This window comes from Aureimonas altamirensis, assembly GCF_023702225.1.
GTDB classification, from domain to species: Bacteria; Pseudomonadota; Alphaproteobacteria; order Rhizobiales; family Rhizobiaceae; genus Aureimonas; species Aureimonas altamirensis_B.
Window position 1 is genome coordinate 72,461 of record NZ_JAMQCO010000004.1, and the last position, 19,906, is coordinate 92,366.

Genomic DNA, 19,906 nt, shown 5'->3' on the forward strand with positions numbered 1-19,906 from the left:
CTCCTGGATGCGATTTCGAATGCCCCGCCGCCCGGCATGGCCTGACAACTTCAAACACCATTATCCACCGCAGATCAACGCGAGATGGTGGCCAATGAAGACATAATCCCGGACGGCGCGATGAAATTCCCGTTTACGGCGCGATCATGGCCAATAAACGACGGAACGTCAGGCAACCGCCTCGACAAGCCCTTGATATTCCGACCAAACTTCCGCGACATCGACAGGAGCGTCCACCGGCTGGCCGATCAGTGCCGCCGCATGCGCCGCGCGGCGCTTGGCCTGCCCCGAAAGGGAAGGCACCGCGCCGGCCACGGCGCGCATCTCCGCCAGGTCGCCATTGCAATGCAAAACGATATCGCAGCCGGCTTCGATCGCCTGCGCCGCCGATACCGCAATGGGCGCGGACAGCGCCTTCATCGAGATATCGTCGGTCATCAGAAGCCCGTCGAACCCGATCGCGCCGCGGATCGTATCCCGTATGACCGTCGGCGACAGCGTTCCGGGCCTCGTCCGGTCGATCGCCTCGTAGAGGATATGGGCGGTCATGGCGGCCGGAAGGTCGGACAGGGCCTTGAAGGGCCGCATGTCCTGCGCCTCCAGCACCGCACGGTCCGCGTCCACCTGCGGAAGATCGTAATGGCTGTCGACCTGGACGCGGCCATGGCCCGGCAGGTGCTTCATGACCGGCAGCACGCCCTGCGACAGCGCGCCTTCCGCCATTGCGCGGCCAAGCGCGGCGACGGCGTCCGGATCGGCGGACAGGGCCCTGTCGCCGATGACGCTGTGCGCGCCGTCGAAGGCGAGGTCGAGGCACGGAATACAATCGGCATTGATGCCGTAGCGCCTCAGGTCCGCCGCCAGAAGGCGGCCATGCGCGGTGGCGGCGGCGATCCCGGCCTGCCGATCCCGGTCGTAGACGGCACCAAGGGCGCGCCCGGCCGGCAGCGGATGGGCCAATGGCGGCTTCAACCGGCGCACGCGCCCGCCTTCCTGATCGATGAAGATGGGAATCGGTTGCCCGTCGCCGAACTCCTGCAACTCTGCGCAAAGTGCCGTGAGTTGCTCGGCGCTTTCGACATTGCGGCCGAACAGGATGAAGCCCCAGGGCCGCTCATCAGCGAAGAAACGGCGCTCGTCCGGCGTCAGTACCGCCCCCGAACAGCCGGATATCCAAGCTTTCCTGTCCATCCCGGTCAGCGTGTCACGAAGCATTCGGCCCCGGCGCGCTGCAACCGGCTGCAGACCTGCTCCGCTTCTGCGAAGCTCGGCGCTTCGGCCCTGACGCGATAGAATGTCCCGCGATTCTCCACCGCGGCGCTCTGGATGCTGAGCCGCGTCCCGGAGAGGATGTTGGCGTAGCGCAGCGAAGCATCGCGCAGGGCTTGCCGCGCCTGTGCCTCGCTCGGCTGGGCCGACAGTTGGACGTAGAACCCCGATCCGGTCGGCGCCGCCGGCATCGGAGCGGGGCGAGGCTCCGGCGCGAGCGCCGTTACAGTGGAAGCCGCCGAGGCGGAAGGCTCCGGAGCGGCGGCCGGACGACGGGCGGGCGCAGGCGTCGGCACGACGCTGACCTCCGGCGGCAGCGCCTCGGCCGATGGCGGCTCCACCGGCAGCGGCTGGGCCGCCGGCATGGACGTCGGCAGCGAGACCTGGCCGGATGCGAGCGCATCCCGCTCGGCCGTGGCGGATGCGATCAGCGCCGCCATCGGGTCTGCCTCGGCCGATGCCTGCCCGGCAGACGGATCGCCCTCGGATGCGGCGGCGGCCGGCGTCGAAGCCGCGGCTCCGACGATCGTTCCGTCCGGGCGCACTTCGACGGTGCGAACGCGGCGCGGCTCCAGCACGCCCGTCGCCCCTTCGGGCGCAGGGGCTGCGGCGCCGTCATCGCCGGCAAGCGCGGCCATCCGCGCATCGAGGTCGCTTTCGTTCAGCGGTATGCTGTTCTGGCCGATCGCCACGCCCGGCAACTCGAACGCGTCTTCGGCGGAGATGTCGACGGGCTCCTCCTCGGAGGCGATCAGCGCCTCCTGCGTCGGCGCTTGCGCACTCTGTCCGGTGGCGCGCTGGTAGACGGCCTTGTTCTGGTTCGGGATCTCCCGACCGCCCGGATCTTCCGGCCGGGTCTTGTACGGCTGGGTATCGGCTGCGATGACCAGCGGTTCGCCGCTGCCGCCTCCGCCGCCGAACAGGCTGTTCCAGGCGACGGCGGCGGCAATGCTGATGAGGGCGACGCCGGCCACGCCGGAGACGAAGGTGACGCCGCGTCGGACACCGCCGCCGACTGCGGCAGGTCCGTGCGGACGCGCGCGACGACGCGCCACCGGCGCGCCGGTGGCCTGTGCCGGATCGTCGTAGCTCTGGTCGTAATCATCCGCGCCGGCGGCTTCGTAAGCCGTGTCGACCGGTACCGCGCCGGCACCGTTGTGGGTGAAGGCGATATCGTAATCGGAAAAGGCAGCAGGCTGCGCCCCCTGGGCGGCGGATGCCCCCGCCCCCATGGCCGCCATCTCGCTGGCGATCAGCCTGTCGAAATCGTCCAGCACCGGGGCAGCTTCGGGCTGCTGCGCATAGGCGGAAACATGCGAGGCCGGAACGAAGGACGCCGTCTCGGCCGGGGAAGCGTCGCGCGGCTGGGCCGGCTCGCTGAGGTTGAACAGGGCCGCATCCATCTCGCGTGGCTGACGAGCGCCCACGGCGCGCTGCCCAGGCACCTGGACGGGCACCTGGCCGGCAGTTGCGCGCGGCTCCGCCGGCATGTCGCCGGATGCCTGCGGGGTCGCCCGACTGATGAAGCGAGAAACTGGCGGTTCCCTCACGCTGACTCCCTACCATGCTCTTGCGGGAATAGAAGCCACGCCCATGGCAGGTCACAGCGGCGGCGCAAGCCGGCACACGTACTGGCCTTGCCTGAGGCGGGGTCCCCTTCCCGGCCCGCCTGCCTTCGGCAAGGCGGAACTTCCGCTAATAATACAACGCGCTAGGGGATGATCTTGGTGAAAACATGATGGCTCGTCAGCGCATTTCCCGTGGTGCGGATGCGCCGACCAGCGCAAGCCCACGGCCGATGACGAGCGCAACTGCCTGTACAAGCCCGAGACGCGCTGCGGTCAATATCGGATCGTCAGACCTAACAAAGCGTAAATCCGGCTGATCCTTGCCGCGATTATACTGGCTGTGGAACGTCTGCGCGACATCGTACAGGTAGAATGCGACGCGGTGCGGCTCTTTCGCTTCCGCGGCCTGCCGGACCAACCGGGGAAACTCCGCCAACTTGCGGATCAGCGCCAGCTCGCTGTCGTCGGATAGGCGGGAGACGGTCTCGGCATCCAGCGACGAGAAGTTGATATCCGAGATCCCCTCCGCCTCGGCCTGCCGCATGATGGAGGCTGTCCGGGCGTAGGCATACTGGACATAGAAGACGGGATTCTCGCGCGATTGCTCGGTCACCTTCTGGAAGTCGAAATCCAGCGGGGCGTCGCTCTTGCGAAACAGCATCATGAAGCGCACGGGGTCGCGCCCGACCTCGGCCACGACGTCGGCCAGGGTGACGAAGTCGCCGGCGCGCTTCGACATGCGGACCGGCTCGCCGTTGCGGAACAGCTTGACCAGTTGGCACAGCACCACGTCCAGCTTGGCCGTTCCGCCGGAAACTGCACGGGCCACCGCCTCCAGACGCTTGACGTAACCGCCGTGGTCGGCGCCCAGCACGTAGACCATCTCGTCGAAGCCGCGCGCGAACTTGTCGGCGAAATAGGCGACGTCGGCCGCGAAATAGGTGTAGCTGCCGTCAGACTTGACCAGCGGCCGATCCATGTCGTCGCCCACCTCGGTGGAGCGGAACAGGGTCTGCTCGCGGTCTTCCCAGTCTTCCGGCGTCTGCCCTTTCGGCGGCGGCAGCGTGCCCTGGTAGACGTAGCCCTTTTCGCGCAGGGCCTCGACGGCGGTGGCGATACGCCCGCCATTGTCCGCGTGCAGCGTGCGCTCCGAAAAGAAGACGTCATGCTCTATGCCGAGGAGCTTCAGGTCATCGCGGATCGACAGCATCATCGCGTCGATCGAATAGTCCGATACGATGGGCAGCCATTCGGCCTCGGGCATATCGAGAAGCGTGCGCTGGTAGCGGATCGCCAGCGCCACACCCACGGCCTTCAGATAGTCGCCGGGATAGAGGCCGGCCGGGATCTCCCCGATCTCCTCGCCAAGCGCCTCGCGGTAGCGCAGGTAGGCCGACCGCGCGAGCACGCCGATCTGCGCCCCCGCATCGTTGATGTAGTATTCCTTGACCACCTCGTCGCCGGCGAAGGCGCCGATATTCGCGATGGCGTCGCCCACCACCGCGCCGCGGCAGTGGCCGACATGCAGCGGGCCGGTCGGGTTGGCGGAAACGTATTCGACGTTCACGCGGCGGCCCGTGGGGGCGCCGCGCCCGTAATCCTCGCCCAGCGCCAGCAGCGCCGCGAGATGGCGATGCCAATAGGCGGGCGACAGGCGCAGATTGATGAAGCCGGGGCCGGCCACTTCAGCGGCCAGAACGTCCGTATCCGGACGCAGTCGCTCGGCAAGCTCTTCGGCCAGCTCGCGCGGCTTTCGCCCCAGGGGCTTGGCGAGCACCATCGCAGCATTGGTCGCCAGGTCGCCGTGGCTCGGATCGCGCGGGGGCTCTACCGTTACGCGCGCCAGCTCGGCCTCGGAAAGCTCCGCGGATGCGTCGACGGAGGCGACGGCACTGCGCACCCGCGCCTCGAAATCGGTAAAGACGTTCATGACGTTCCCAGCCTGTTCAGACCGGCGCGCCTAACGCAAATCGACGGTTTCGTCAAACAGACGGCGGTATTCCGCCAGGGCGTAGGTGTCCGTCATCCCCGCAAGATAATCCGCCACAGTTCGTGCGCCGGCGCCCGTGGTCTCCTCGGCGCCCCATCCTGTTCCCATCTCGCGGGGCGCGGCCAGATAGGCCTCGAACAATTTCTCGACCACGCCTTCGGCGCGCCGCATCACGCGCATCACCGTCTCGTTGCGATAAACCCTGCGGAACAGAAAACTGCGCGTTTCATCGACGGCGCGTCGCATGCCACCGGAAAAGGCCACGATTTCGCGCGCATTGTCGCGCACGTCGCCAAGCGAGCGGATGCCGTCCTGGCGCAGGCGCAGCGTCGTTTGCGACAGGACGTCCTCCACCATGCGTGTAATGTGCCGTCGCATGATCTCGTGCCCCGTGCGCGCGGGGGAAAGGCCCGGCCACGCCTGTCGCACCTCGGCAAGGATCGAGCCGGCCAGCGGAAGCTCCTCCAGGTCGCCCAACTCGATCAGTCCGGCGCGCAATCCATCGTCCAGATCGTGCGTGTTGTAGGCGATATCGTCGGATATCGCCGCGGCTTGCGCCTCCAGGCTGGCGAACCGGCCGAGGTCCAGCGGAAAGACCGCATCGAATTGCAGGATGGGCGGCGCGACGGGCCGCCCCCCGGAGCGTGGCCCGGTCAGCGGGCCATTATGCTTGACCAGCCCCTCCAGCGTCTCGAATGTCAGGTTGAGCCCGTCGAAGGCCGCGTAATGGCGCTCCAGCGCGGTCACGATCCGCAATGTCTGCGCATTGTGATCGAAGCCACCCTGCCCGTCCATGCACCGGTCCAGCGCCCGTTCCCCGGCGTGGCCGAACGGGGTGTGGCCGAAATCATGCGCAAGGGCCAGCGCCTCGGTCAGGTCCTCGTCCAGCCGCAGCGCACGGGCCAGCGCCCGGGCGATCTGCGAAACCTCGATCGTGTGCGTCAGGCGGGTGCGGAAATGATCTCCCTCGTGCGAGACGAACACCTGCGTCTTGTGCTTGAGACGACGGAATGCGGTGGAATGAACGATGCGGTCGCGATCGCGCTGGAACGGCGTACGCGTCGGGCTGGCGGCTTCCGCCACGAGCCGCCCGCGAGAGCCGGCCGCGTCCGTGGCGAAGGACGCCAGCGGCTCGCGTCCGAACCCGTGCTCAAGATCGTGCGCCATCGGCTTCCTTTCGGCTGCGGCCCATACCCGCCGGCGCGCCGTTGACCCGGCGCTGGGGCGTCCATACTTTAGGAGCGTTGTTCCAACAAGAAGAGGCCGGGGCGGATGCCCCGGAAACGTCCATGAGCGACGGCACCACGGTTCAGGTATCGGACGCCGCGATCAAGCGCATCTCCACCATCCTCAGCTCTGCCGGCGGCGCCAATGCGCTTCGCATATCGGTCGAGGGCGGCGGCTGCTCCGGCTTCTCGTACAAATACGATCTTACCGAGACCGGCGAACCGGACGATCTCGTGATCGAGCGCGATGGCGCCCGCGTGCTCATCGACCAGATATCCCTTCCCTATCTGGAAGGGTCGGTCGTCGACTTCGTGGACGATCTGATGGGGCAATCCTTCCAGATCCGCAATCCCAACGCCGTGGCGTCCTGTGGCTGTGGTACGAGCTTCTCCATATGACGCTGGTCGCGACCTGGAACATCAATGGCGTCAAGGCGCGGATCGACGCGCTTCTAGCGTGGCTCGCCGAACGCAAGCCCGACATCGCCTGCCTGCAGGAAATCAAAAGCGTCGACGAAGGGTTTCCCCGCAACGAGATCGAAGCACTCGGCTATCACGTCGAAACCCACGGCCAGAAAGGCTTCAACGGCGTTGCGCTCCTGTCGCGTCGGGCGCCGCTGGAGATGGGCGCCGAGCGCGGCCTGCCGGGCGACGACGACGATGTCCAGTCGCGACTCATCGAAGGGCTGTTTCCCCTGGCCGATGGGGGCCGAATTCGCGTCTCGTGCCTCTATTTGCCGAACGGCAACCCCATGGGAACGGAGAAATTCGACTACAAGCTGGCCTGGATGCGCCGGCTCGAGGCCCATGCGGCGCGGCGGCTGGAAGAGGAAATCCCCTTTGTGATGGCCGGAGACTACAACATCATTCCGGAGCCCAAGGACGCGAAGAACCCGGCTGCATGGGTCGACGACGCGCTGTTCCAGCCCGAAAGCCGGGCCGCCTATCGCCGCCTCGTCAACCTCGGCATGACGGACGCCGTCCGCGCCACGACCGACCGGAAGGAGATTTTCACCTTCTGGGATTACCAGGCGGGCGCCTGGCAGAAGAACAACGGCATCCGGATCGACCATCTGCTTCTATCGCCGGAAGCGGCATCGCGGCTGCGTTCGGTGGGTATCGATGCGCATGTGCGCGGATGGGAGAAGCCCTCCGATCACGTCCCCGTTGTGGCGGAGTTCCACTGACGAAAAATCAGGGAAGGTCGATCAGGGGACCTTCGGACTGAGAGAAGGCCAGTGCCGTGCGCCTTTCGTCCTCGCTGCTGAGCGAGAACGCCTCTTCCTGCAAGGGCTGGATCCAGCTTCGCTCGTCCGGAGCGGCGTCGCGCAATGCGCGCGTCAGCATGGCGAGGCCGCGCACGGGCTCCGGCCGGATGGCGATGGCCTTGCCATCGAAGATCAGGTAGCCCAGCAGCGCCTCGGCCCGCGGAAAGCCCTTGTGAGAAGCCAGCTTGAGCCATCGCGCGGCCTGGCGCGCGTTGGCCTTGCCACCCTCGCCCGCCAGAAGCATGCGCCCAAGCTCGAACTGGGCGCGCGCATCGCCGAAATAGGAAGCGGCGTGGCTGTACAAGGCACGCGCCTGCGCTGCATCCTCGTGAACGGGCGTGCCGGGTATTCCCTTGCGGAAATACTCGGCCAGCGCGATCACCGCGCTGGACACATAGGCCGCGTTGGTGGATCCGGACGTCTCGTCATCCTGGTCGCGGACGATCCGCTCGAACATCTGGAACGCCTGATAGTCGTCCTCGGGCACGCCGTCGCCATCGGCATACATCTGCCCGAGTTTCCAGCGGGCACCGGGGTGGCCCTGGTCGGCGGCGAAGCGGAGAGCCTCGAACGCCTCCACCTTCTCGCCGCGCTTGTAGGCATTGAAACCGAGCGCGAAGACCTCTCCCGGCGACATGCCGGTGATCTCGTCGAACGGGGCATCCAGAGCATGGGCTGGAATCGGGGCGGCGGTGCTGGCGGTCAGCACCATCAAGCAACCCATTACCCGTCCCACGACATGCCTCACCGCGATGCTCCACCCGTTCCATCGATGCCGGCAGCAGGTTCCATGACGGAAGCTTCAATCTGCCGTGTCGGCATTTGAAGTGATGCCCGTTTATGGCAGCAGCGCGGCATTGCCAGTGTTCGAATCTATAGCCGATGCTGTTTTGCAATGGTGTTGCCGCCGGACAACATAGGTTGCTGCGGAGCTGGGATGGAAAACGCTTCGTTACCAATCCCAGGCGATACCCAAACGGCAGAAAGGGTGCGCAAAATACTCGCGCACCCCAGTTTCAGCAATCACTTATTGCCGATCTTAGAAGTTCAGCTTGAAGGATGCGGTTGCAGCGTAAACCCAGTCGTCCCCGACTTCGGCGTTGAAGATGGCGCCCCTGTCCACCGACTGCGATCCATCGGTCCAGTAGCCGACCAGGCCGCCGACGCGAATCTCGCCGAAGTTCTGCTTGAATGAGACGCCGCCGGACACCGTATAGAGGTCCGTATAGGTCGTTTCCGCTCCGGTGGAGACACCGCTGTCATAGCCCAGCATGACGGCTGCTGAGATTTGGTCGTTGAAGGCGCGGCCGAGGCCGACCTGTACGGTGTAGCCGTCATCCCAGTAGTAGGGGCTGTCGTTCTGGCTCGTGCCACGGGCAGAGACGTAGTTGGTCAGGACGTTGCGGTTGGTGCTCCAATCCGTCCAGCGGAAGCTGGCCAGCAGCAGCGTATCTTCCGCAATGCCGGTCTGAAAATTCACATACAGGCTCTGCGGGCTCGTTACCGTGTTCAGGAACGCCTCGCCGCTGGTGACGGCCGTACCGGGAGCCGGAATGAGCGGCGAGCTGGGAAGCTGGATCGTGGCGCCCGTCAGCGGGTTGATGACGAAGGCAGGGCCGCTGACAGTTGCGACACCGGTGCCTTCAGGCCGATCGTGCTTCACTTCGGAGCGATAGAGTATCTGCGCGCGAAGGGCTATCTCCGGCTTCTCGTAGGCCAGGCCGACGCGATAGCCGGTCTCATAGTCGCTGCGGGCATCGACCGAGAGCGAGATCGGCAGGCGGACGGGAAGGCCGTTCGGGAGCGTCGTGCCCGTCGGGGTCGAGCCAAGGCTGGTACCCTCGAAGTTGAAGTCCTCGAAGAAAACGCCGCCCAACAGGCTGAAGCGGCCGATATCCGCATCGTAACTGGCGCGGCAGGTAAGGCCCCACTCGTTGGAATCGAAGCCGAGGTCGCGCACGGCCGATCCGGTGTCGCTTGCAGGTTGCGCACCGCCCGGCAAGCCGGAGTAATTCGCTTCCGCCGCGAAGCTTTCGATGTAGGTGCCGGCGCAGGCGAAGGGCCCGTTCCCGAACTTGATGGCGGGGCTCGGCAGGCGGTAGCTGCCGGTATACTGGCCGTAATCGCCGGACACGCCTTCGATGGACGAGAAACCGCGCTCGGGGCTGACATAGGTCAGGCCGAAGCGAGCCGAGAACATCCCCGGCTCGTACAGGATATCCGTATCGGCGATACCACGCTGGAAGCCCGCCGCCGAAGCGGCGCCCGATCCCGCTGCCACGAACATCGCGGCCGATGCCAGAAGCCCACCCAGTTTACGCATGTTGAATTCCCCCCCTTATGGATGCCGCCAAGCGCCGACATTCCTTTCATGCGACGGTATGATGTCGCGCAGAATTTGCAACACCGGCGGTATCGGTGCAGACAAATCCTGAATACTAAGGCCCGATATTAGAAATCTTCCATTTCCTTTTGTTTATCTTACAAAAAACAGGCAGGAAGCTGCCGCCACCTGCCTGCATCGTTCTTCCGTTTACGGAAGAGTTAGCTATGTATGTTGCAACGGAACAACAGGTTCAGCCAAGGCTTTGTGCCGCCAGTGCAAGCGCATCGCGCTCCTGCTCGTAGGCCGAACGCTTGTCACGCTCCTGCTCGACCACATCCTCGGGAGCGTTGGCCACGAAACGCTCGTTCTGCAACTTCTTGTCTATGCGTGAGATTTCATCGTTCAACTTGGCGATGGCCTTGGCAAGCCGCGCCTTCTCGGCTGCGATGTCGATGATGCCCTCCAGCGGAAGCGCGTATGCGACGCCGGCACTGACGATCTGTGCGGCATTATCCGGAGACTGCGCCGCATTCTCGATATCGGCCAGGCGTGCCAACCGCCGCAGCGATGCCTCATGACGGACCAGCTTTTCGCACGTGGCCTCGTCGGCGTTGAGAGCCAGGAGCCGGATTTCGGCGGCCGGCGGCACATTCATCTGAGCCCGCACGGAGCGGATTTCGGTCACGAGGTCGATCAACCAGTTGATATCGGCGGCGGATGCTTCGTCCGTGAAATCGTCCTTGGGCCATTCCGACAGGCACAGCATGGCGGGCCGGCCACCATCCCCGGGCGCGGTCACCGACCAGAGCTCTTCCGTCAGGAAGGGCATGAACGGATGAAGCAGCGCGTAGATCCTGTCGAGGACATAGCCCGTGACGAGCCGTGTTTCCTGCTGGGCCTGCGGATCGTTGGCCATGAAGACAGGCTTGGCGAGTTCCAGGTACCAGTCGCAGTAGGTGTTCCAGACGAATCGGTATAGCGCACCGGACGCATCGTTGAACCGATAGGCGGCCAGCGCCTCGTCGACGCTCGATACGGTGCGCGACAATTCGGTCAGCACCCACCGGTTCAGCGGAAGCCGGACATCCTCTGCGGACAAGGCCTGGCCGTGCACCGCACCGTTCATCTCGGCGAAGCGCGTGGCGTTCCAGAGCTTGGTGCCGAAATTGCGATAGCCGGCGATGCGTTGCGGATCCAGCTTCACGTCGCGCCCCTGCGCCGCCATGATGGCTAGCGTGAAGCGGAGCGCGTCGGCCCCGTACTCGTCGATCAGCTCGAGCGGGTCGATGACGTTGCCCTTCGACTTCGACATCTTGGCGCCCGTCTTGTCGCGCACCAGCGCGTGCACGTAGACGGTGTCGAACGGTTCCTTGTCCATGAAATGGAGGCCCATCATCATCATCCGTGCCACCCAGAAGAAGATGATGTCGAACCCGGTAACGAGGTCGCTGGTCGGATAGTAGGTGGCGACCTCCTTCGTCTCGTCAGGCCAGCCCAGCGTCGAGAAGGGCCACAGCGCCGAGGAGAACCACGTGTCCAGCACGTCCTCGTCCCGCGTCAGCAATTGCTGGATACCGTCCGGATCGTCGGCCAACGCGCGCGCCGCCGCATCCGTGAGCGTTCCGTTCACCACATAATGGGCCAATGCCGTGGCGAAGGCCTCCTCTTCCTCTTCGGCGACGAAGATTTCCCCGTCCGGGCCGTACCAGGCGGGAATCTGGTGGCCCCACCACAATTGCCGAGAGATGCACCACGGCTGGATGTTCTCCATCCAGTCGAAATAGGTCTTCTCCCAGTTGCGGGGCACGAACTTCGTGCGTTCGGCGCGCACGCTGGCGATCGCCGGCTCTGCGAGCGTCGCCGCATCCACGTACCACTGGTCCGTCAGGTACGGCTCGATCGGCACGCCGCCGCGGTCGCCGTGCGGCACCATGTGGACATGGTCCTCCACCCTGGCGAGGTAGCCTTCCTCTTCGAGCCAATCGACAAGCAGCTTGCGCGCCGTGAAGCGGTCCAGCCCCTCGAACATGCCGATGGCCCGCTCGCCGTCTTCTGCGTAGAGCCCCTCCAGGAAGTCGACATTGTCGCGCAGGGATATGGTGCCGTCCGGCGCCAGGATGTTGATAGCGCGCAGGTCGTTGCGGCGGCCCACCTCGAAATCGTTGAAGTCGTGCGCGGGGGTGATCTTCACCGCGCCGGAGCCCGCCTCCGGATCGGCATAATCGTCCGCGACGACGGGGATCAGCCGCCCGACGAGCGGTATGCGCACCTTGCGTCCGACAAGATCCTCGTAGCGCTGGTCCTCGGGATTGACGGCCACTCCGCTGTCGCCGAGCATGGTTTCCGGCCGGGTCGTGGCGACCACCACGAAGCTCGAAGGGTCGGACGCGTCGTAGGACTGCCCGTCGACCGGATACCGGATGTGCCACAGATGCCCGTGGATCTCGCGCTGCTCCACCTCCAGGTCCGAAATGGCGGTCCGCAGCTTCGGATCCCAATTGACCAGCCGCTTGTCCTTGTAGATCAGGCTTTCGCGGTACAATTGCACGAAGACCTTGCGCACGGCGCGCGACAGGCCCTCATCCATGGTGAAGCGTTCGCGGGACCAATCGCATGAGGCCCCGAGCCGGCGAAGCTGGCCCAGGATGGAACCCCCCGACTCGGCCTTCCACTCCCAAACCTTGTCGATGAAAGCCTGCCGGCCGATCTCGCGCCGTCCGGGCTCTCCCCGGGCCGCCATCTGGCGCTCCATCACCATCTGCGTCGCGATGCCCGCATGGTCCAGGCCGGGCTGCCATAGCACATTCGCTCCCAGCATGCGCTTGTGCCGCACAAGAATGTCCTGCAGCGTATTGTTGAGGGCATGGCCGATATGCAGCGAGCCCGTCACATTAGGTGGGGGAATGACGATCGAATAGGCCTTTGCGTCCGGGCGCGCTCCGGCTCCGGCGCGCGACGCACCCGCCTCGTCCCACAGGTTTGCGATACGGGGCTCGACCTGAGCGGCGTCGTATGTCTTCTCGATCATGATGCGGGTCCGTTGCGGCCAGACTTGGTGGGCCATCGGTTACAGGCAAGCTTTCGGCCCTGTCAACGGAAACGGCCGTGGCTTCGGCTTGCCGGCGCGCTTGCCCGGGCCGGAATCAACGCCCCCGGGTAACGGCGCGTCTTATTTCCTCGCGCACGATCTCCTGCACGGTGCGCGCCAGGTTCTCTTCAAGCCACTGCTGCATCATCGGCCGCAGCATCTCCTGCGCCATCTCTTCCAGGGAGCGCAGTTCACCGGCGCGGATCGCCTCCGTCAGCTCGGCGAAGGACGCGTTGATCGCGGCTTCCGAATCTTCCGAGATCAGCGGTTCGGAATTGGCGAAAGCGTCGTCGAATCGCTGGTCCTGGAGGATGGCGTCCCGATACTCGCGCATGCGCGGATCGTCGTTATTGGCGGCATGGCCGGGAAGTGTCGACTCCTCCGGCTCGGCGACGAAGGCTGGCTGCGGGTCGCTGTCGCCGGCCCAGGGCCCCTCTTCGGCACCGGACTCCTCTTCCGGCTCGGTGGCAGCCTCTTCCTGGTACCATCGATCGTCGGTGACGAGATCATAGGCGACGGACCCCTCATAGGATGGCCGTAGCGTGTAGGCCGCCTCGCCCTGCTCGTTCCAGTTGGCTGCTCCGGCCGCCGTGCCGGCCACGCCATCCGCATAAGCCGGCTCGACGCTCCGCGTCGAGATCCGCTCGCTGTCGCTGCTTTCGATGATCTGCCGGATGGACGCCAGTATCTCGTCCATCGACGGCTCGGCTGCGCCATTTGCCCTACGCATCCTGCAATCCCCGATATTGCCTCGCGAAGGCCGCGAGAATCATGGGGAAGAGCGTAACCGACAAGCCGCCGCACATGAATCCCCCCCAAGGTTATCGACTAAACCTTGAGGGGATTTTTCAACACTTTCTTAGTGGTCAGCGACCATCGGGAGTCTTCATGCCGTGCCATTTGTTCTGCACGGCCTGATAATGAATTTCCGGATCGTAGGTCTGGACGTTCAGCGCCAGCTGGGTCGCCGACAGGCGGCCGACCGCCGACAGCAGCTCATAGGAGCGCACGATGACGTCGCGCTGCGCACCGGCAAGCAGGATCTGCGCGCTGATGACATCGGCCTGCGCGTCGAGAACGTCGAGTGTGGTGCGCTGGCCCACCGTGCGCTCTTCCTGAACGCCGTTCAAAGCCAGGCGGGCCGCCGCGACCTGGGCCCGATAGCCGGTCACATTGGCTTCGGCCGCCTGAATAAGCGCCCAGGCGGATGCCACGGCCGCGCGGACCTGATCGCGGATGCTGTCCACCTCGATACGGCGCTGGCCGAGCACTTCCTTGGCTTGGCGCACCTGCGAGGCGACGAGACCACCCTGGTAAAGGGGTATCGTCAACGTGGCGCCCACGCTGGCGGACAATTCGTTGCTGGAGCCGACATCGATGTCGACGCCCGGCAGTCCGGTCGCGCCGGCCGGCGAGGTCGAGGAATAGCTGTTGTCGACCGAAGCGCCCACGCTCACCTGCGGCAAGGCGCGGCCTTCACGCGACTTCACCTCATAGGCGGCGGAATCGACGGCGAAGAGGGCGGCGGCGATGGCGGGGTGTTCGGCCTGCGAGATCGCCAGCGCGTTGGAGATGCTTTGCGGCTCGAGCTGCGAAGGCGGGCGCGTGCCGGGCGACAGGTCTCCGGCGGGGTCGCCGATCACCTGCAGGTAGACCGCCTCGCTGGAGGCGACCTGCGCGAGCGCGCTGTTCAGCAGCGCCGTCGACAGGGCCTCTTCCGACTCGGCCTGCGCGACGTCGGTGCGCGTACCCTCGCCGACGTCGAAGCGGGCATTTGCAGCGCGCACCTGCTCGCGAAGGAAGGCGAGGTTCTGGCGGCGGAGCTCGGCGATCTGGCGATCCCGGATCACGTCCATGTAGGCCGTGACCGTGTCAAGAAGCGTATTCTGCACGGTGTTGGCAAGATCCGCCTGACCGGCGCGCACGGCGGCCTGGGCTGACTGGATATTGTTCGGCGTCTGGAAGCCGTCGAAGAGAACCTGGTTCAGCTCGATGCCGCTGCTCAGGACACCGCCGCGGCCGTTGATTCGAGGGAGGCCGTCGCCACGCGTCGTCCGGCTTCGCGTCGCGCTGGCGCTGGCTCCCAGCGAAAGCGTGGGCCGCAAGCCGGCGCGTGCCTGCGGCACGTTCTCGTCGGTCGCGCGCAGGGCCGCACGAGACGCGTTCAGCGATTGATTGTTGGAGTAGGCCTTGGCGAGAACCTCGCGCAGGGTGTCGGCACTTGCGCCTCCCATACCGGCAACGAGAAGGCCCAGCGACATCGCCGACGTGAGGAAGAAACTCTTCCGCATTGATATACCCCGCTTGACGGAAGCGTACCGGACGCTCCCATATTTACTCGCAGGCGACGACAACCGACGCGCCACGCCCCTCAGCATCAAAGAAATGCACTTTGCGTTAACCGGACGCCAGTGCGAACCCAATTGCAATTCACCTTTTGGGCTGCAGGTGTGACCGATGGATAACAGTTATGCGCCATCCGGTCCGCAGCCGCCTTTATCACTACCGCGAATTGCTTGCCTAAAACACGAATTGCGGCTTGGCGGCAAAACCCGGCAGCGGCCGCAAGCTGCAATTGAAAGCAAAACGGCTGGAGACGATCCCGTCCTCCTTGGAGTACAGCCGCGCCGCGGCTGCGTTGCCGCGGCCTTCCACGACGACGAGGCGCCCACGCTCGCGAAGCTGGTCGAAGAAGACGGGCGGAACCGCATCGACCGCCCCTTCGAAAAGGATCACATCGAACGGGCCTTCCTTGGCATACCCCTCGTTCAGCGGGCCGCTGACGACGACCGAGGACAAGGTGTTGGTGGCGTTCAGGTTGCGGGTGGCCGCATCCGCAAGCGCCTCGTCTTCCTCGAGCGCCACGACCGAGCCGGCGATTTCAGCAAGAACGGCAGCGGAATAACCGAGGCCGCACCCGACATCGAGGACGACGTCCGTGGGCCGGATCCGGGCCAGTTGCAGAAGCCGGGAGAAAGGCGCGGCTTCCATCAGGTAGCGGCCGCCGCCGAGCGAGATCTCATCGCCGATATAGGCGAATATCCGCTTGTCCTCGGGGACGAAGCGCTCGCGCGGCACGGTCAGCATGGCGCGCAGGACCGCGTGGTCCGTAACGTCCGAGGTGCGGACCTGATTGTCCACCATCTTGATACGCGCCTCTGAGAAATCCATGCTGGCGGTCTCCTGCGATCCGATATGCAGGCTTCCATAAATCCGCTGGCGGTAGGGTGCAAGGGCCGACGGACCGGCTGAAATCACACGCAAACGTTCACCGCCCCGCACGCGGCCAGGCCGGCTTGCAGCCGCGCTGCACAGGCACCATATTTCTGCAGATAAGGAGGAGTGGCTCCCCGGGCCGGATTCGAACCAGCGACCAATCGATTAACAGTCGATTGCTCTACCGCTGAGCTACCGGGGAATGCTCTGGCTCTGCCTGAGCGAGGGTGCCTATAGCAAACCCCTCGCCGTCTTGCCAAGCACCCTATCGCAAAAAAATCGGCCCGTTCGTCACGTCGGCTCCCTAGAAGTTGCCATGATTACCCGCTTATAGGGACTGGTGGGGCGCACGCACTTTTGTTGAAAGATTGATCACCGGACATGGACAAGGAAAAGCGAAACGGCGGCAGCTATGTCAGGCTGCGCGGCAATGCGATCGAAGTCTTCGGTCGCAGCGTACGCCTGCCCGCTTCACGTCCGGCGCGGGTCGCCACGGGCGCCGCCTTCGTGACGGGAGGCGTCTTCAGCTTCCTGCCCGTCCTCGGCATCTGGATGCTTCCTGTCGGCCTGCTGATCCTTTCTGTCGATTTCGCCTCTGTCCGCCGCTGGCGGCGGCGTACGACGGTGCGCTGGGGACGGCGTAAGGGGCGTCCGCAACGAATCGTCGGGCAGCTTCCGCATATCGAGCCGACGGGCAAGGGACACCGCCACTAGATAGCGAGGCTCGAACCGCGAATTCGATGAGAATGCCCCTTGCGCATCCCACCGGCTGCCAGTAGGTACAGCGCCGTTGGGGCCTCGTGGCGGAGTGGTTACGCAGAGGACTGCAAATCCTTGCACGCCGGTTCGATTCCGGCCGAGGCCTCCAGCCCATACCCTCCCGTCGCTTCAGCCCAGCATCTCCCGCGCCTTGGCGGCCGTGCCATTTTTGCGCGCGACGTCGATCAGGATTTCGCGCAAGGCCGACACGGCCTGCGACACGATCCTGTCTCTCTCGTGCACGACCGAGAAGACGGTTACGGTCACCAGGTCTTCCGAGCCGGGAACCACGATGAAGGCCCGCCGCATCCGCGTGCCCTCCACGAAATGGTCGGGCAGAAGGCCCACGCATCGGCCCGTGTTGATCAAGGTCGCGACCGCCTCAAGGCCGCTTGCCTCGCATGTCCACGCCGCCGCGATGCGCCGGGACATTCGGCCCGGACCCTCCTTGGTGAAACGGCGAACCACCACCCCGTAGCCGCGCGCTGCGAGCCTGTGCAGATGCGGCGCCGGCTCCCCGGGCCGCGGACAGCAATACAGGCGGGTCTTCTCCAGAAAAAGCGGCTCGCCCACCAGCGTATCGCCGGTCGCATGCTCGGCCGAGGTGACGCCCAGATGCACCTCGCGGTCCCCTATGGCCTGCACGAGTTGGTCCGGCGGATAGATGGACAGCGACAGGCGCACCGAAGGCGCCATACGCTGGAACAGTTCGATCGCATCTGAAATCTTCGCGTCCGTGTTGGTCAGGCAGTTGTCGCAGAGGCCAAGGCGAACCTCTCCTTCCAGCGTCCGGTGCGCACGGTTGATACGGTTGCGCGCCGTGTCCATGGCATCGTCCAGGGCGGCCGCAGCCGCGTAGACCTCGCGCCCGTAGTCGGTGAGCGCGAACCCCTTGGGGCCGCGCGCGCATAAAGAGCCGTCGAACCTCAACTCAAGTGCACGAACGGCGCGGCTGGCTGCCGTCTTCTCGATGCCGAACCGCTCCACGGCCGCCGTGATGCCGCCGGCATCCGCAACTTGGCGGAAAAGCTGCATGTTCCGCAGGTCGATCGTCGACAAGGCACCGATCTGCCGATGCGTCGGATTGAGAAGGCGCGGCGCCATCGGCTGTCGATCACGCCGGAACGATTGGTTGCAGATTCCGCAACCGCGGCTCGAAACTCGTCCTTCTCAACGGGCACACCCCATGAAAGATTAAAAAATAGGTCTGGTTATTTCTTAATCATGCCGACGGTCTGCCGCAATGCGGAAGCGACCGTTCGTTTTCAGCGCCTGCCCGAAGAGATGCCAAGATGACGACAATGCCCCTGACGGTTCCCGCTGCCATGTCATACGGCAGTTTCCTGTACTCCCCCGTAGAAACGGACCTCGACGCCCTCACGGCCGACATCGCCTTTCTGGGCATACCCCATGGCAGCGCCTATACGCCCGACGCGCTCAGCAACGACCAGATCAACGCGCCCGACACGATCCGCCGCATGACGGATCGCGTCTCGCGTTCGCTCGAGCGGCACGACTTCGATGTGGGCGGCCCGATCTACGACAACCGGCCGGTTCGCGCGGTGGATGTCGGCAACGTGCCCTACGACCTGGAAGTGCCGGGCGGCGGGCATTTCGCCAGAGCCGAGGAAGCGGTGCGAAAGATCCTCCGGGCCGGGGCGATGCCCATAACCTTCGGCGGCGACCACGGCATTCCCATTCCCATATTCCGTGCGCTGTCGGAGCTTGGCGGAGACCCGATCACCCTTGTGCAGATCGATGCGCACATCGATTGGCGGAACGAGGTGAATGGCGTTCATGACGGCCTCTCCAGCCCGATCCGCAGGGCGTCGGAAATGCCGCATATCGGTGAGATCTTCCAGATCGGCATCCGTGCCCAGGGCAGCGGCCGGCCGGAAGAGTACGAGGCGGCCATGGCCTACGGGGCACAGATCATCCCCGCCTTCGAGGTGCATGACGGTGGCATCGATGCCGTGCTGGCGCGCATTCCGGCCGGTGGCCGCTACTACATCACCATCGACGCAGACGGCCTCGACCCATCGGAGGCGCCCGGCGTCGAAGGCCCCGCCCCCGGCGGGCTGACCTTCCATCAATGCCGCAGGCTCATCCACGGCCTTGTCGGCAAGGGCCGCGTCGTCGGCATGGATATCGTCGAGATCACCCCCGCGCGCGACGTCAACAACATCACCTCCGTAGTCGCCGGGAGACTGGCGGTGAACCTTATCGGCGCGGCCGTCCGCGCCGGATATTTCGACCGGTGAACCTGTTTCGATCCCCCAGCCAGGAGCAAAAGCGCATGAACATGACCCGACGCCAACTCGGCCTTCTGGTCGGGGCGACAGGCCTCGTCCTAGCCTTCCCCATGTCCGGCTTCGCGGCCGGCGGTACGCTCGACAAGATCCGCTCGGCCGGCACGGTGACGGTCGGTACCGAGGCGGCTTTTCCGCCGTTCGAGTTCGTCGACGAAAGCGGGCAGATCGTCGGCTACGGCAAGGATATACTCGACGTGGTCGTCGAGGAGCTCGGCGTCAAGCTGAACCAGCTCGACCTTCCGTGGCAGGGCATCCTGCCGGGCCTTCTGGCCGGCAATTTCGACTTCGTGGCGACCACCGTCTCGATCAACGAGGAACGCGCCCGCAAATATGCCTATACCGCGCCCATCGCCAACGGCCAGCCCTACATCCTGGTGCGGAAGGGCGAGGCCACGCCAACGGAAGACGGGTTGGCCGGGAAGGTGGTGGGCACGCAGCTTGCATCCTCGGCCGAGCCGATCGCACGCGCGCTGGACGAGCGGCTGAAGGGCGCCGGCGAAGGCTTTGCGGAGCTGAAGCTCTATACCGCCTACACCGATTGCTACACGGCGCTCGCCTCCGGCGAGATCGATGCGGTGATCCAGTCCCTGCCCTCCATCGCCGTGCTGGTGAAGGAGCATCCCGATACGTTCGAGGTGGGCGCCCCGGTCGAGACCGGCGTGCAATGGACCTACCAGGCCTGGGTGACACGGCCCGAGGACGCCGACCTGCGCGACTTCATCTCGCAGGTCATCTACAAGATGCGTGACGACGGCCGCCTCTACGAGCTTCAGGAGAAGTGGTTCGGCTTCCGCATGGAAATTCCGGACGAAGGCTACCTGCCGCCCGACGCTCTCTGACATCGCGATTGGCCGATGCCCCGCCGAGGGGCATTGCATCCGGCA

General features: G+C 65.2%; 16 protein-coding genes and 2 tRNA genes. 6 read left to right on the plus strand and 12 right to left on the minus strand.

Features of this window, described 5'->3' with window-relative positions; all coding sequences use genetic code 11:
- Positions 1–168 precede the first annotated feature (168 nt).
- The 4 genes from nagZ to NDN16_RS07910 all read right to left on the minus strand — a co-directional run bounded on the left by nagZ (position 169) and on the right by NDN16_RS07910 (position 5,994).
- On the minus strand, positions 169–1,215 hold the full coding sequence (gene nagZ / locus NDN16_RS07895) for a beta-N-acetylhexosaminidase (protein ID WP_251113083.1): 1,047 nt from the start codon (positions 1,213–1,215) through the stop codon (positions 169–171).
- Positions 1,197–2,819, minus strand: a complete 1,623-nt coding sequence (locus NDN16_RS21085; RefSeq protein WP_251113084.1) for an SPOR domain-containing protein — start codon at positions 2,817–2,819, stop codon at positions 1,197–1,199. Before NDN16_RS21085 ends, nagZ begins: the two co-directional genes overlap by 19 nt.
- A gap of 196 nt (positions 2,820–3,015) precedes the next feature.
- Positions 3,016–4,767, minus strand: coding sequence for an arginine--tRNA ligase (argS, locus tag NDN16_RS07905; protein ID WP_251113085.1), 1,752 nt, complete (start codon positions 4,765–4,767; stop codon positions 3,016–3,018).
- A 30-nt stretch (positions 4,768–4,797) separates the two neighbouring features.
- On the minus strand, positions 4,798–5,994 hold the full coding sequence (locus NDN16_RS07910; RefSeq protein WP_251113086.1) for a deoxyguanosinetriphosphate triphosphohydrolase: 1,197 nt from the start codon (positions 5,992–5,994) through the stop codon (positions 4,798–4,800).
- Between the two features lie 122 nt (positions 5,995–6,116).
- Here NDN16_RS07910 and NDN16_RS07915 point away from each other — a divergent pair, with 122 nt between their 5' ends.
- Complete coding sequence (locus NDN16_RS07915) at positions 6,117–6,452, plus strand: HesB/IscA family protein (protein WP_251113087.1); 336 nt, start codon at positions 6,117–6,119, stop codon at positions 6,450–6,452.
- Positions 6,449–7,240 (plus strand): exodeoxyribonuclease III, encoded by a 792-nt coding sequence (gene xth / locus NDN16_RS07920; protein ID WP_251113088.1) that lies wholly within the window; start codon positions 6,449–6,451, stop codon positions 7,238–7,240. Before NDN16_RS07915 ends, xth begins: the two co-directional genes overlap by 4 nt.
- Before the next feature lie 7 nt (positions 7,241–7,247).
- On the opposite strand, the gene NDN16_RS07925 is transcribed toward xth, so the two are convergent.
- The 7 genes from NDN16_RS07925 to NDN16_RS07955 all read right to left on the minus strand — a co-directional run bounded on the left by NDN16_RS07925 (position 7,248) and on the right by NDN16_RS07955 (position 16,153).
- Complete coding sequence (locus NDN16_RS07925) at positions 7,248–8,045, minus strand: tetratricopeptide repeat protein (protein WP_251113089.1); 798 nt, start codon at positions 8,043–8,045, stop codon at positions 7,248–7,250.
- 315 nt (positions 8,046–8,360) lie between these two features.
- Complete coding sequence (locus NDN16_RS07930; RefSeq protein WP_251113090.1) at positions 8,361–9,644, minus strand: long-chain fatty acid transporter; 1,284 nt, start codon at positions 9,642–9,644, stop codon at positions 8,361–8,363.
- A 253-nt stretch (positions 9,645–9,897) separates the two neighbouring features.
- Positions 9,898–12,675, minus strand: coding sequence for a valine--tRNA ligase (locus NDN16_RS07935; protein ID WP_251113091.1), 2,778 nt, complete (start codon positions 12,673–12,675; stop codon positions 9,898–9,900).
- Positions 12,676–12,790: 115 nt separating this feature from the next.
- On the minus strand, positions 12,791–13,465 hold the full coding sequence (locus NDN16_RS07940; RefSeq protein ID WP_251113092.1) for a PopZ family protein: 675 nt from the start codon (positions 13,463–13,465) through the stop codon (positions 12,791–12,793).
- Positions 13,466–13,601: 136 nt separating this feature from the next.
- Positions 13,602–15,026: a TolC family outer membrane protein gene (locus NDN16_RS07945; protein ID WP_251113093.1), complete on the minus strand. Its 1,425-nt coding sequence runs from the start codon at positions 15,024–15,026 to the stop codon at positions 13,602–13,604.
- 229 nt (positions 15,027–15,255) lie between these two features.
- The gene (locus NDN16_RS07950) at positions 15,256–15,906 is read right to left on the minus strand and encodes a protein-L-isoaspartate O-methyltransferase family protein (RefSeq protein ID WP_251113094.1); all 651 of its coding nucleotides are present in this window, start codon (positions 15,904–15,906) and stop codon (positions 15,256–15,258) included.
- 172 nt (positions 15,907–16,078) lie between these two features.
- Positions 16,079–16,153 (minus strand) — tRNA-Asn (locus NDN16_RS07955).
- A gap of 179 nt (positions 16,154–16,332) precedes the next feature.
- On the opposite strand from NDN16_RS07955, the gene NDN16_RS07960 reads away from it, so the two are divergent.
- Both NDN16_RS07960 and NDN16_RS07965 read left to right on the plus strand, forming a co-directional pair.
- Positions 16,333–16,665: a hypothetical protein gene (locus NDN16_RS07960; protein WP_251113095.1), complete on the plus strand. Its 333-nt coding sequence runs from the start codon at positions 16,333–16,335 to the stop codon at positions 16,663–16,665.
- 80 nt (positions 16,666–16,745) lie between these two features.
- Positions 16,746–16,819: transfer RNA gene (locus NDN16_RS07965), tRNA-Cys, on the plus strand.
- Between the two features lie 20 nt (positions 16,820–16,839).
- Here NDN16_RS07965 and NDN16_RS07970 read toward each other — a convergent pair.
- The gene (locus NDN16_RS07970; protein WP_251113096.1) at positions 16,840–17,814 is read right to left on the minus strand and encodes a LysR family transcriptional regulator; all 975 of its coding nucleotides are present in this window, start codon (positions 17,812–17,814) and stop codon (positions 16,840–16,842) included.
- A gap of 188 nt (positions 17,815–18,002) precedes the next feature.
- Here NDN16_RS07970 and NDN16_RS07975 point away from each other — a divergent pair, with 188 nt between their 5' ends.
- On the plus strand, positions 18,003–18,971 hold the full coding sequence (locus NDN16_RS07975; RefSeq protein ID WP_435301072.1) for an agmatinase: 969 nt from the start codon (positions 18,003–18,005) through the stop codon (positions 18,969–18,971).
- 35 nt (positions 18,972–19,006) lie between these two features.
- Positions 19,007–19,861: a transporter substrate-binding domain-containing protein gene (locus tag NDN16_RS07980; protein ID WP_251113097.1), complete on the plus strand. Its 855-nt coding sequence runs from the start codon at positions 19,007–19,009 to the stop codon at positions 19,859–19,861.
- Positions 19,862–19,906 lie beyond the last annotated feature (45 nt).